This is a genomic window from Sphaerotilus montanus (genome assembly GCF_013410775.1).
Taxonomy (GTDB): Bacteria; Pseudomonadota; Gammaproteobacteria; order Burkholderiales; family Burkholderiaceae_C; genus Sphaerotilus; species Sphaerotilus montanus.
The window spans coordinates 941463-954543 of record NZ_JACCFH010000001.1; the positions used below are offsets into that span (position 1 = coordinate 941463).

Genomic DNA, 13081 nt, shown 5'->3' on the forward strand with positions numbered 1-13081 from the left:
ATTCACGCTTTCCCCTCCTCCAGCACCTGCAGCAAGGCCGTCCCGTAGGCCTCCAGCTTCTTCGCCCCGACCCCGCTGATGCCGCCCAACTCCGCCAGCGACGCGGGCTGGCGGCGCGCCATCTCGGCCAGTGTCGCGTCGTGGAAGACGACGTAGGCGGGCAGGTTGTGCTCGCGCGCCACGTCGGCGCGCCACTGGCGCAATGCCTCGAAGCAGGCAATCTGCCGTTCGTCCAGATCCGCTGGCGCCACCTTGGGTCCGCGCGGTGCGGCGTCGGTGCCTGCCGCAGCGCCGCCGCGGGTGCGCGAGCGGCTGCGGCGTGGCGCTTCGGCCGGCGTGCGCATGCGCAGCTGCACGTCGCCGCGCAGCACCGTGCGCGCCGTGTCGGTCAGCGCCAGCGTGCCGTACTCGCCCTCCGTCACGACATGCCCGAGCGCCACCAGCTGCCGCAGCACCGCGCGCCACTGCTGCTCGCTCAGGTCGGCGCCGATGCCGAAGGTGCTCAGGGAGGCGTGTCCGTACTGCTCGACCTTCTCGGTGCGCTTGCCGCGCAGCACGTCGATCAGGTAGGCGACACCGAAGCTGCGCGCGCCGTGGTGCTCGCGGCCATGCTGGGCGAAGCGGTAGATGCACGACAGCGCCTTGCGCGCCGCGTCGGTGCTGTCCCAGGTGACGGGCGGGTGCAGGCAGTTGTCGCAGTTGCCGCAGGGCTGGCTGTCTTCGCCGAAGTAGGCCAGCAGCCGCACGCGCCGGCAGTCGTGCGCCTCGGCCAGCGCCAGCAGCGCGTCGAGCTTGCCGCGCTGCACCCGCTTGAAGTCGTCGCCAGCAGGGCTCTCGTCGATCATGCGGCGCTGGTTCACCACGTCGGCCAGCCCGTAGGTCATCCAGGCATCGGCCGGCGCGCCATCCCGCCCGCCGCGGCCGGTCTCCTGGTAATAGCCTTCGATGTTCTTGGGCAGGTCGAGGTGGGCCACGAAGCGCACGTCCGGCTTGTCGATGCCCATGCCGAACGCGATGGTCGCCACCATCACCAGCCCTTCCTCGCGCAGGAAGCGGTCCTGGTGGCGCTTGCGCACCCCGGCGTCCAGACCGGCGTGGTACGGCAGCGCGGGAATGCCCTCGTCCTGCAGCCACGCCGCCGTCTCTTCCACCTTCTTGCGGCTGCCGCAGTAGACGACACCCGCGTCGCCCTCGTGCTCGTCGCGCAGGAAACGCAGCAGCTGCGTGCGGGCGTTGTCGCGCTCGACGATGGTGTAGCGGATGTTCGGGCGGTCGAAGCTGCTGATGAAGAGCTTGGCGTCCTGCAGCTGCAGCCGCTCGACGATGTCGGCGCGGGTGTGGTCGTCGGCGGTCGCGGTCAAGGCGATGCGTGGCACGTCGGGGAAACGCTCGTGCAGCGCCGACAGCCCCAGGTATTCCTCGCGGAAATCGTGGCCCCACTGGCTGACGCAGTGCGCCTCGTCGATGGCGAACAGCGAGAGCTGGCCGCGCTCGTGCAGCGACTCCAGCATCGCGAGGAAGCGCGGGGTCAGCAGCCGCTCCGGCGCGGCGTAGAGCATGGTCAGCCGACCCGACAGCAGACCCTGCTCGACCGAGGCGGCCTGCTGCGGCGTGAGCGTGGAGTTGAGGAACGCGGCCTCGACGCCGACCTCGTCGAGCGCGCCGACCTGGTCCTGCATCAGCGCGATCAGCGGGCTGACGACCACCGCGACGCCCTGCCCCGCGCGGTGGCGGACGATGGCGGGGATCTGGTAGCACAGGCTTTTTCCGCCGCCGGTCGGCATCAGCACCAGCGCGTCGCCGCCGCCGATGAGCTGCTCGACGATGGCCTGCTGCTGGCCGCGGAAGGCAGCGTAGCCGAAGACTTCGGCGAGGACCTGGCGGGCGACGGCGGTGGCGGCGGGGAGGGTGACGGGGGTGTTCATGGGTGAAGCGATGGTACGCGAGCACCACCCCGGCGCGCTCTCACCCTGATTGGGGAGACGCCCGGCCCGGCCCCGCCACCGGCATGCCCCAGCGCACCGCCAGCTCGACGTACATCGACGGACTCACCAGCCGCGCCACCCCGCTCGACAGCAGCGCGCAGGCCATCAGGCTCAGCACCATCGCCTGCCCGGAGACCATCTCCATCACGATGATGAAGGCGGTGATCGGCCCCTGGGTCGAGGCCGACAGGAAGCCCACCATGCCGAGCGCCACCAGCGCCACCGCCTCGGGACGTCCGGCCAGTCCGACCAGCCGCGCCACGTCGTGCCCCACCCCGGCGCCGATCGCCAGCGAGGGCGCGAACACGCCCGCCGGCACGCCGCTCCACGCCGACAGCCAGGTCGCCACGAACTTCAGCAGCGTGTAGAGCGGCGGCAGGCCGTCCTCGCCGTGTTCGAGCAAGGCGCGGGTCGGGTGGTAGCCCGCGCCGGCCGTGGCGCCGCCGGTCACCAGCCCGATCACCGCCACCGCCAGCCCGCACGCCGCGGCGAAGCGCAGCGGAAACCGTCCGCGCCATTGGCTGATCCGGTCACCGCCCTGCGCGCAGACCACCAGCAGCCGCGCGAACAACCCGCCCGCCAGCCCCGACGCCAGCGCCACCGCGACGCCAGGACCGAGCAGCGACCAGTCCAGCCGCGGCACGACCAGCGCGCCAAAATAGCTCTGGTTGCCGAATACCGAGATCGACACCAGGCCAGCCAGCACGATGGCGGCGATCGTGAGGTTGCTGTGCTGCAGGTCGCGGCGGCGGGTGAGCTGCTCGATGGCGAAGACGATGCCGCCCAGCGGCGTGTTGAACGCGGCGGCCACGCCCGCGGCGGCACCGGCCACCATCAGGTCGTGCGCGTCGATGCCGCTGGCAGGCGACAGCCAGCGCCGCGCATGCTGCATCACGCCCGCGCCGACCTGCACCGTCGGCCCCTCGCGGCCGATCGACAACCCGGCCAGCAGGCCCGCGCTCGTCAGCACCACCTTGTGCAGCGCCAGCCGCAGTGACACCAGAGCCGAGGCGCGTCCGGGCGCAATGTCGTCGTGCAGCGCGGCGATCACCTGCGGGATGCCCGAGCCGGCTGCCTCGGGGGCGTAGCGACGGGTCCACATCAGCACCGCCACCGTCAGCAGCGGCGTCCAGACCAGCGCCAGCCCGGCGCCGAACCAGCCGCTGCCGCGCAGTTGCAGGTGGGTGTCGGTCGCCAGTTCCGTCAGCAGCGTGAAGCCGACCACGACCAGCCCGGTCAGCACGGCATAGGTCAGCACGACGGCGCGGTCGATCCAGGGGCGGCTGTGCAGCACGGCCTCGCGCAGCGCCTGCCAGGGAGGGGTTCGGTCGGGGGGTGGCATCACCAGTCAGAGGGAGAGCGCCGTCGGCGCCCTGTGCGGCACAATTGTCCCCCAACTTGTCACACATTCCGGCCCGGACCTCTGCGTCCCGCCGCCGGACAGCACAGCACCCACAGGAGCGAGCGGCCATGGCCTCCGTCAACAAAGTCATCATCCTCGGCAACCTCGGGCGCGACCCGGAAATGCGCTACACCCCCAGCGGCTCGGCCATCTGCAGCCTGCGCGTCGCCACCACGCGCAACTGGAAGAGCAAGGACAGCGGCGAACGCGTCGAAGAAACCGAATGGCACTCGGTGGTCATGTACGACCGCCAGGCCGAGATCGCAGGCGAATACCTGAAGAAGGGCCGCCCGGTCTACATCGAAGGCCGCCTGAAGACCCGCAAGTGGCAGGACAAGGACGGCAACGACCGCTACACCACCGAGATCGTCGGCGAAACCATGCAGTTGCTGGGCGGGCGTGAGGACGGCGGTGGTCGCAGCGGCGGTGGCGGTGGCGGCAGCGACTACGGCGACGACATGGGCGGCGGTGGCGGTTATTCGCCGGCCCCGGCTCCGCGCGCAGCAGCGCCCCGTCCGGCCGCACCGCCACGGGCACCCGCGCCGCGGCCGGCACCGGCGCCAGCGCCCAAGTCATCGACAGGGTTCGACGACATGGACGACGACATTCCGTTCTGAGGCCCCTTCGGGGGCTAAGATGGCCTGACACGCACCCGCGAGTCCGACGCCATGAACGCCCCCGACCTCTCCCCCCTCGTCGCGATCCGCCGCGACATCCACGCCCACCCCGAACTCTGCTTCGAGGAAGTCCGCACCGCCGACCTGATCGCCCGGACCCTCGCCGGCTGGGACATCCCGGTCCACCGCGGCCTGGGGACGACGGGCGTGGTCGGCATCGTCCAGGGCACGGCCGGCGAGTCGTCCCGCGCCCTCGGCCTGCGCGCCGACATGGACGCGCTGCCGATGACCGAGCACAACACCTTCGCCCACGCCAGCCGCCACGCCGGCAAGATGCACGCGTGCGGCCACGACGGCCACGTCGCGATGCTGCTGGCCGCCGCGCAGCAGCTGGTCCAGCAGCGTGACACCTTCGCCGGCACCGTCTACCTCGTCTTCCAGCCAGCAGAAGAAGGCGGCGGTGGCGCCCGCGAGATGATCGCCGACGGCCTGTTCACGCAGTTCCCGATGGACGCGATCTTCGGCATGCACAACTGGCCGGGCATGCGCGCCGGGGACTTCGCCGTCTGCAGCGGCCCGACGATGGCGTCGAGCAACGAGTTCAGGATCACCCTCACCGGCAAGGGCTCGCACGCCGCGCTGCCGCACAACGGGATCGATCCGGTGCCGGTGGCCTGCCAGATGGTGCAGGCCTTCCAGACCATCGTGACGCGCAACAAGAAGCCGACCGACGCTGCCGTCATCTCGGTGACGATGATCCACGCCGGCGAGGCCACCAACGTCGTGCCCGACCACTGCGAGATCCAGGGCACGGTGCGCACGTTCACGCTCGACGTGCTGGACCTGATCGAACGCCGGATGCGCGAGATCGCCACGCACACGGCGGCGGCGTTTGGCGCGACGGTGCAGTTCGAGTTCCACCGCAACTACCCGCCGACGATCAACCACCGCGCCGAGGCCGAGTTCGTCCGCGAGGCGATGCGCGCCGTGGCGGGCGACGCACGCACCCATGAATTCGAGCCGACGATGGGCGCGGAGGATTTCAGCTTCTTCCTGCAGGCCAAGGCGGGGGCCTATTTCGTCATCGGCAATGGCGACGGCGACCACCGCGCGCACGGGCACGGACTCGGCCCCTGCAATCTGCACAACCCGAACTACGACTTCAACGACGGGCTGATTCCGCAGGGAGCGGCGCTGTGGGTGGCGCTGGCGCGGCGGTGGCTGGCACAGGACTGATGTCCGTTTTGCGTCGCATCCGGTCTGGTTCAGACCAGACAGGACCGCGGGTACAGGCGACGATGGCAGCCATCCCACCGCCCTCGCCAAGGAGCCTGCCATGTCCCGAATCGACACCCCGCACCACCCGACCGCCCTCCTCCTGATCGATGTCCAGCAGTCCTTCCGCGCCCGCCCCTACTGGAGCGAGGCCGACGTCCCCGCCTGGCTCGCCGCGACGAACCGCCTCGTCGCCGGCTGCGCAGCACGCGGCATCCCGGTCGTGCAGGTCTTCCACACCGACGGCCCGGACACGCCCGACAACCCCTTCGCGCCCACCAGCGGCCTGATCCGCCCGATCGACGGCCTCGCCCCGTTCGACGCCGCGCTGCGCATCGACAAGCACCGCCACAGCGCCCTCGTCGGTACCGGGCTGGGCGTGTGGCTGCATGCACACGGCGTGCAGCGGCTGATCGTCGCGGGCATCCGCACGGAGCAGTGCTGCGAGACGACCACGCGCCACGCCAGCGACGAGGGCTGGGCGGTCGACTACGTGACCGAGGCGACGCTGACCTTCGAGATGACGACGCCAGCCGGCGCCACGTTGACCGCCGCCCAGATCCGCGAGCGGACCGAGACCGTGCTGGCCGGGCGCTTCGCCACGATCCGCACCGTGGACGAGGTGCTGGCCTGACGCACACTGTCGGCCCACCACCGACATGATCGACATCCTCTTCCTCGTCCTGCCCGACACGCTGCTGCTGGACATCGCCGGTCCGGCGGAAGCGTTCCGGCTCGCCAACCAGGCGCTGCGTCGACGCGGTCTGCCCGAGGCATTTCGCCTGCGCTACGCGGGGCCGCAGACGCAGGCCGACTCGTCCGTCGGATTGCTGCTGGCGAGGCTGGAGCCGCTGCCAGCGGCGTTCGTGCGACCGACCTGGGTCGTGCTGCTCGGCCGGCCGGGAGACGCCTGCGAGGTGGTCGGACACGGCGCGGAATGGATGGACGCACGGCACTGGCTGGCGCAGACCGTGGCGCCACGGCTCGCTGCGCCCGGCGAGGCACCGGACGGGGTGCGACTGCTGACGGTGTGCAGCGGCGCCCTGCTGGCCGCAGACGCCGGCCTGCTCGCCGGACGGCAGGTGACGACCCACCACGAGCTGCTCGACGACCTGCAGGCCCTCGCCCCGACAGCCCGCGTGCAGGCCAACCGCGTCTTCGTCGAGGACGGCGCCGTGCTGACCAGCGCGGGCGTCACGGCCGGCATCGATCTGGCGCTGCACGGCGTGGCGCAGGTGTGCGGCGAGGTGATCGCCGCCGCGGTAGCGCAGGTGATGGTGGTGTTCGCGCGGCGCGGTGTGCAGGCGCCGCAGGTCTCGGCGCTGCTGGCCCACCGCGACCACCTGCACCCGGCGGTCCACCGCGTGCAGGACGCCGTCTGCGCCGCGCCCGCCGAACCGTGGGACAGCGCGCGCATGGCGGCGGCGGCGCATGTCACCGAGCGGCATCTGGCGCGGCTGTTCCGGCTGCACACCGGGGTGTCACCGCGGGGCTATGTCGAGCAGGTGCGCGCGGCGCTGGCCGGGCAGGCGCTGGCGCAGGGAAAAACCGAACGGGAAGCGCTGGCCCTGGCCGGGTTCTCGACCCCGCGGCAGATGCGACAGGCGCTCGGCAAGCGCCCGTCGCGCTGAGTTCAGCCCAGCAACCGCTGCAGCAGCGCCGCCGTCGAGCCGTCCAGCCCGTCCGTGTCGCCCGTGGCAAATCGCGGCAGCAACTGGCTGCACAGCGCCTTGCCCAGCTCCACGCCCCACTGGTCGAAGCTGTTGATGCGCCACAGCGCGCCGCTGGTGAACACGCGGTGTTCGTACAGCGCGATCAGCGCGCCCATCGCCGCCGGGGTCAGCCGATCGAGCACCAGCGTCGTGCTCGGGCGGTTGCCGGGGAAGGTGCGGTGGCGGGCGATGGTCAGCGCGTCCAGCGACTTCGACGCGGTCGGCGCCGTCTCGCCCATCGCGTCTTCGGTGGACTTGCCGAGCATCAGCGCCTGGCTCTGCGCGAGGCAGTTGGCGAGCAGCTTGTGGTGCTGGTCGGCCAGACCGGCGCGCACGCTGTCGGGCAGGCCCGTGCCGCCCGCCGCGTCGTAGCACGGCGTCTTCACGGCGATGAACTCGACCGGGATCACGTCCGTGCCCTGGTGCAGCATCTGGAAGTAGGCGTGCTGGCCGTTGGTGCCGGCTTCGCCCCAGACGACCGGCGAGGTGCCGAAGGGCAGCGGCTGGCCGTCGAGGTCCACGCACTTGCCGTTGGACTCCATCTCCAGCTGCTGCAGGTAGGCCGGCAGCCGGCGCAGGCCTTGGTGGTAGGGCGCGACCGAGCGGCTGGTGTAGCCGTGGAAGTTGCGGTACCAGACGTCGAGCAGGCCGAGCTGGATCGGCAGGTTGGCTTCCAGCGGTGCTTCGGCGAAATGACAATCCATCGCGTGCGCGCCGGCCAGCAGCGCGCGGAAGTTCTCCGCGCCGATTGCCAGCGCAATCGGCAGCCCGATCGCGCTCCACAGCGAGTAGCGCCCGCCCACCCAGTCCCAGAAGCCGAAGGTCGTCGTGATGCCGAACTTCGCCGCCGCGGCCACGTTCGTCGTGGTCGCCGCGAAGTGCTTCGCGATCGCCGCCTCGCCGCCCTCGCCGTAGCCGGCCAGGAACCACGCGCGGGCGACTTCGGCGTTGGCCATCGTCTCCTGCGTCGTGAAGGTCTTGGAGGCGACGATGACCAGCGTCTCGCGCGGGTCCAGCCCACGCAGCACCGGCACGATGTCGTGGCCGTCGACGTTGGAGACGAAGTGCAGCTGCAGCCCGCGGTGTGCAAACGCATCCAGCGCCGGCACGACCATCTGCGGGCCGAGGTCCGAACCGCCGATGCCGATGTTGACGACGTGGCGGATGCCGCTGGTGGCCGTGTCGCGCACCTGCTCGACGTAGGCCAGCAGCCGGTCGAGGACTTCATGCACCTCGTCGCTGAACGGCGCCGCACCGCGCGGGGCGCGCAGCGCGGTGTGCAGCACGGCGCGACCTTCGGTGTGGTTGATCGGCTCGCCGGCCAGCATCGCGTCGCGCCGCTGCTCGATCTGGCATTCGCGGGCCAGCGCCAGCAGCAGGCCGCGGGTCTCGGCGTCCCAGTGGTTCTTCGACAGGTCAGCGAACACTTCCGGGGCGCTCAGCGAGAACGCTTCGGCGCGCGTGGCGTCGTCGGCGAAGGCGGGGCGCAGATCGAAGCGGCGGCCGCTCTGGGCGAACTGCGCGGTCAGCGCGGTCCAGGCGGCGGTCTGGTCACAACGCGGAGCTTGCATGGTGGTTTCCTCGGTCGAGCAGCGGGCGGGTGGTTTACAGCGACAGGATCATCTGGTCGAGCTTGCCAGCATCGACGGCGAAGCCGCGGATGCCTTCGGCGAGCTTCTCGGTGGCCATCGCGTCCTCGTTGAGGGCGTAGCGGAACGAGGCTTCGTTGTACGACACGGCGTGGACCGGCGCATCCTTGGCCGCGGCCGGATCCTGCGCACGCACGATCGGCGCCTCGCTGGCCTGCAGCTGCGCCAGCAGGTCCGGGCTGATCGTCAGCAGGTCGCAGCCAGCCAGCGCCACGATCTGGCCGACGTTGCGGAAGCTGGCGCCCATCACCTCGGTCGGGATACCGAACTTCTTGTAGTAGGTGTAGATCTGGGCCACCGACTGCACGCCCGGGTCATTGGCACCCGCCATCGCGGCCTCGTCCCACTTCGCGCCGGCCGACTTCTTGTACCAGTCGTAGATCCGGCCGACGAACGGCGAGATCAGTTGCACGCCGGCCTCACCGCAGGCCACCGCCTGGCAGAACGCGAACAGCAGCGTCAGGTTGCAGTGGATGCCTTCGCGCTCCAGGATGCGCGCGGCCTGGATGCCTTCCCAGGTCGAGGCGATCTTGATCAGCACGCGCTCGCGCGGGATGCCGGCGGCTTCATACAGCGCGATCAGGCGGTGCGCGCGGGCAACCGTGGCGGCGGTGTCGAAGCTCAGGCGGGCATCGACTTCGGTCGACACGCGGCCCGGCACCACCTTCAGGATCTCCAGCCCGAAGCGCACCAGCACCTGGTCGACCACTTCGTCCAGCGGCAGGCCACGGTGCGCGGCGACCGTCTCGGCCAGCAGCGGCGCGTAGTCGGGCTGCTGCACGGCCTTGAGGATGAGCGAGGGATTGGTCGTCGCGTCCTGCGGCGCGAACTGCGCGAGCTGCTTGAAGTTGCCCGTGTCGGCGACAACGGTGGTGAATTGCTTGAGTTGGTCGAGCTGGTGCATGGCGTTGGGTCGTTTCGAGGTGAATCGAGGGGGTGGCGAGCCGGTTCGCGGCGATCCGCAATTAGAACCCGAGACCGCGGCCTGTCGCGGACAAGCCGGTTACGCGGCCGTGCGGCGCCGCACGATTGACCTTCCAAAGAAACTGGTGCATCATCTTTTGTGAAACTGGGTTACACACCCTGAACCAACCTCCTTCTCTTTCCGAGGCCCTGCATGTCCTTCGATCTTGTCTTCTTCGGTGGCACCGGCGACCTGACGTGGCGCAAACTGATGCCCGCGCTGTTCCAGGCATTCCGCCATGGCAAGCTGCCGGCCGGGGGGCGCATCCTCGCCGTGGCCCGCGATGAACGCAGCGACGACGACTACCGCGCCTTCATCAAGGAGCGTTTCAGCGAGGTCGAAAGCTCCAAGCGCCCGACCGACGACGAGTTCGCCCGCTTCGCCGAGCTGCTGCACTACCGGCGCATGGACCTGTCGCACCCCGAGGACTACAACGGGCTCAAGCAGTGGATCGACGCCCGCGGCGCCGACACCGCCGTGCTCTACCTGGCGACCAGCCCGCACCTGTTCCCGGTGATCTGCGAACAGCTCGGCGCCGCAGGCCTGAACGCACCGCACATCCGCGTCGTGCTGGAGAAGCCGCTGGGCCACGACCTGAAGAGCGCGCAGGAGATCAACCGCGTCGTGCGCTCGGTCTTCGCCGAGCAGCAGGCCTTCCGCATCGACCACTACCTGGGCAAGCCGAGCGTGCAGAACCTGATGGCGCTGCGCTTCGGCAATGCGCTGTTCGAGCCGCTGTGGCGCCGCGAGAGCATCGCCAACATCCAGATCACGCTGGCGGAGTCGCTGGGCGTGGGCACCCGCGGCGATTTCTACGACCGCACCGGCGCGCTGCGCGACATGGTCCAGAACCACGCGCTGCAGCTGCTGACGATGATCGCGATGGAGCCACCTTCGACCAGCGACGCCGACGCGATCCGCGACGAGAAGCTGAAAGTCCTGAAGTCGCTCAAGCCCTTCACGCCGGAGTCGGTGGCGCGTGACGTGATCCGCGGCCAGTACCGCGCCGGCAATGTCGGTGGCCAGGCGGTGCCGGGCTACCAGCAGGAAGTCAAGGTGCCCGAGGGCAGCCACTGCGAGACCTTCGTCGCGCTGCGCACCGAGGTGCAGAACTGGCGCTGGGCGGGGGTGCCGTTCTACCTGCGCACCGGCAAGCGCCTGGCGGCGCGCGACGCGCAGATCGTCGTGAACTTCCGGCCGGTGCCGCACCCGATCTTCCCGGGCTCGCAGCGGGCCAACAAGCTGGTGATCAAGCTGCAGCCGGAAGACGGGCTGGAGCTGCACCTGCTGGCGGCCAAGGGCAGCGGCACGAGCGACTCGCTCGCCCCGGTGTCGCTGGACCTGGACTTCGACAAGGCCTTTGCCGCCGAGCGGGTCGGTGCCTACGAGCGCCTGCTCCTGGACGCGATCGCCGGCCGGCTGAACCTGTTCGTGCGCAGCGATGAGCAGGAGCAGGCCTGGCGCTGGGTGGAGCCGGTGCTGGACGCCTGGTCGCGCGAAAGCAGCGGCGGCGGCGAAGGCCCGCGCGGCTACGCGGCTGGCAGCTGGGGACCGGCGGCAGCCAGCGCCCTGGTCGCCCGCGACGGCAACACCTGGAGCGAGGAACAGTGAAGTGAACACCCCGTCATCGTCCTTGCTGCCCCCGATGCTGGACCGCATCCGCGCTTCGCTGCCGGCCCTCTCGCCTGCCGAACAGCGTGTGGGCAAACTCGTGCTGGCGGATGCGCGCAGCTTCGCCAGCCTGCCGGTGGCCGAGCTGGCCGAGCGCTCGCACGTCAGCAAGCCGACGGTGGTGCGCTTCTGCCGCAGCATCGGCTATGACGGGCTGGCCGACTTCAAGCTCAAGCTGGCCGGCACGGTCAACGAGGGCGTGCCCTTTGTCCACCGTTCCGTCGACGAGGACGACAAGCCCGCCGATCTGGTCGTCAAGGTGATCGACAACGCGGTCAGCGCCCTGCTGAAGTACCGCAACGACGCCACCGCACACGCCTTCGACCGGGCCATCGAGGCACTGACAGAGGCCGCGCGCAAGAAGCAGCGCATCGAGTTCTACGGCGTCGGCAACTCCGGCATCGTGGCGCACGATGCGGAGCACAAGTTCTTTCGCCTGGGCGTGCATGCGGTCGCCTACAACGACGCGCACGTGCAGGTGATGGCGGCGACCATGGTCGGGCCAGGCGACTGCGTGGTGGTGATCTCGAATTCAGGCCGCAGCCGCGACCTGCTCGACGCGCTGGAGATCGCGCGCCGCAAGGGGGCGACCACCATCGTCATCACCGCCAGCGGCTCGCCGCTGGCGCACCAGGCGCAGATCCTGCTGAGCGTGGACCACCCCGAGGACTACGACCGCTACAGCCCGATGGTCAGCCGCCTGCTGCACCTGACGGTGATCGACATCCTGACGACGGGTGTAGCGCTGCGGCTCGGCCCGGAACTGCGGCCGATGCTGCAGGAGATCAAGAAGAACCTGCGCGCCAAGCGCTACGCAGCGCCCTGACCCCCGCCGGGTTGCCGACCCGACGAGACGAGGTCGGCCACACCGTAGACGCGGGCCAGTTCACCCAGCCGCCGCGGCAGTCCGTCGATGTGCAGCGAACGCCCGCCGGCCGCCGCCTGGCGGTGCAGGTCGACCAGCACCGCCAGCGCGCTCGAATCGAACTGCTGCAGTCCGCTCGCATCGACATCGACCACGGCACCCGCCGGCTGGCGCGCAAGTTCCGAGGCCAGCGTCCGGACCGCGGCGCTGGCCTCCCGGACGGTGATGCGGGCAGGCAGTTGCATCGCCGGCATGACTGCGTCCGGACTCAGCTCTTGGCCGCAGCCGCGGCCTTGTTCTTCTCGGCGAGCTTGGTGATCAGGCCATCGATGCCCGAGGCCGAGATCTCCTGCGCGAAGCTGGCCCGGTAGGTCTCGACCAGCCAGACCCCCAGCACGTTCACGTCGTAGATCTTCCAGCTGTCGCCGGTCTTCTCCACGCGGTAGTCGAGCTGGATCGGCTCGCCCTTGCCCTTGACCTCGGAGCGCACCAGCACCTCGGTGTCTTCCGGGCGGGCGCGCAGCGGCTTGAGTTCGACCGACTGGTCCTTCACCTGCGTCAGGGCCCCTGCATAGGTGCGCACCAGCAGCGTCTTGAACTCTTCCTGCAGACGGGCCTGCTGCTCGGGCGTGGCCTGGCGCCAGTAGCGACCGACCGCGGACGAGGTCATGCGCAGGAAGTTGACGTTGGGCAGGATCTTGGCATCCACCAGCGTCATGATCTTCTTGGTGTCCCCCGCCTGGATGGCCTTGTCGGACTTGACGGTTTCGATCACCTCGCCCGAGATCTGCTTGATCCAGGCGTCCGGTGCGGTCTGGGCGTGGGCGACGGCCGTGGCCAGCACCAGTGCGGCGGTGGCGATCAGCGAGGTCCAGCGTTTGTTCAACATGAATGTCCTTTCAGCAACCATCCGGAGCCGGACGGTCGGTCTTCAACGTTTC

12 protein-coding genes are annotated in these 13081 nt (G+C 70.1%); 6 read left to right on the top strand and 6 right to left on the bottom strand.

The window, feature by feature from the left end:
• Window positions 1–2: 2 nt before the first annotated feature.
• Window positions 3–1925, bottom strand: coding sequence for a DNA helicase RecQ (gene recQ, locus BDD16_RS04135; RefSeq protein ID WP_179632780.1), 1923 nt, complete (start codon window positions 1923–1925; stop codon window positions 3–5).
• 40 nt (window positions 1926–1965) lie between these two features.
• Window positions 1966–3327 carry a chloride channel protein gene (locus BDD16_RS04140; protein ID WP_179632781.1) on the bottom strand — a complete coding sequence of 454 codons (1362 nt, stop codon included), beginning with the start codon at window positions 3325–3327 and terminating at the stop codon, window positions 1966–1968.
• Window positions 3328–3455: 128 nt separating this feature from the next.
• Between BDD16_RS04140 and ssb the strand changes: the two genes are divergently transcribed.
• The 4 genes from ssb (at window position 3456) to BDD16_RS04160 (ending at window position 6910) form a co-directional block, all read left to right on the top strand.
• The gene (ssb, locus tag BDD16_RS04145) at window positions 3456–4004 is read left to right on the top strand and encodes a single-stranded DNA-binding protein (RefSeq protein ID WP_179632782.1); all 549 of its coding nucleotides are present in this window, start codon (window positions 3456–3458) and stop codon (window positions 4002–4004) included.
• A gap of 51 nt (window positions 4005–4055) precedes the next feature.
• Window positions 4056–5240, top strand: a complete 1185-nt coding sequence (locus BDD16_RS04150; RefSeq protein WP_179632783.1) for a M20 aminoacylase family protein — start codon at window positions 4056–4058, stop codon at window positions 5238–5240.
• A 100-nt stretch (window positions 5241–5340) separates the two neighbouring features.
• Complete coding sequence (locus BDD16_RS04155) at window positions 5341–5913, top strand: cysteine hydrolase family protein (protein WP_179632784.1); 573 nt, start codon at window positions 5341–5343, stop codon at window positions 5911–5913.
• A gap of 25 nt (window positions 5914–5938) precedes the next feature.
• Window positions 5939–6910 (top strand): helix-turn-helix domain-containing protein, encoded by a 972-nt coding sequence (locus tag BDD16_RS04160; protein ID WP_179632785.1) that lies wholly within the window; start codon window positions 5939–5941, stop codon window positions 6908–6910.
• A gap of 2 nt (window positions 6911–6912) precedes the next feature.
• Here BDD16_RS04160 and pgi read toward each other — a convergent pair whose 3' ends face one another.
• On the bottom strand, window positions 6913–8562 hold the full coding sequence (gene pgi, locus BDD16_RS04165) for a glucose-6-phosphate isomerase (RefSeq protein WP_179632786.1): 1650 nt from the start codon (window positions 8560–8562) through the stop codon (window positions 6913–6915).
• A 34-nt stretch (window positions 8563–8596) separates the two neighbouring features.
• Window positions 8597–9544, bottom strand: a complete 948-nt coding sequence (tal, locus tag BDD16_RS04170) for a transaldolase (protein ID WP_179632787.1) — start codon at window positions 9542–9544, stop codon at window positions 8597–8599.
• Window positions 9545–9757: 213 nt separating this feature from the next.
• On the opposite strand from tal, the gene zwf reads away from it, so the two are divergent.
• Together zwf and BDD16_RS04180 are read left to right on the top strand one after the other, a co-directional pair.
• Entirely contained in the window at window positions 9758–11215 is a 1458-nt protein-coding gene (gene zwf / locus BDD16_RS04175; RefSeq protein WP_179632788.1) for a glucose-6-phosphate dehydrogenase, read from the top strand.
• A gap of 34 nt (window positions 11216–11249) precedes the next feature.
• The gene (locus tag BDD16_RS04180) at window positions 11250–12101 is read left to right on the top strand and encodes a MurR/RpiR family transcriptional regulator (RefSeq protein WP_179635985.1); all 852 of its coding nucleotides are present in this window, start codon (window positions 11250–11252) and stop codon (window positions 12099–12101) included.
• Here the strand turns inward: BDD16_RS04180 and BDD16_RS04185 are convergent.
• On the bottom strand, window positions 12086–12394 hold the full coding sequence (locus BDD16_RS04185; RefSeq protein WP_246332462.1) for an STAS domain-containing protein: 309 nt from the start codon (window positions 12392–12394) through the stop codon (window positions 12086–12088). The genes BDD16_RS04180 and BDD16_RS04185 overlap by 16 nt on opposite strands.
• A 14-nt stretch (window positions 12395–12408) precedes the next feature.
• Window positions 12409–13029, bottom strand: a complete 621-nt coding sequence (locus BDD16_RS04190) for an MlaC/ttg2D family ABC transporter substrate-binding protein (protein ID WP_179632789.1) — start codon at window positions 13027–13029, stop codon at window positions 12409–12411.
• Between the last annotated feature and the right edge of the window lie 52 nt (window positions 13030–13081).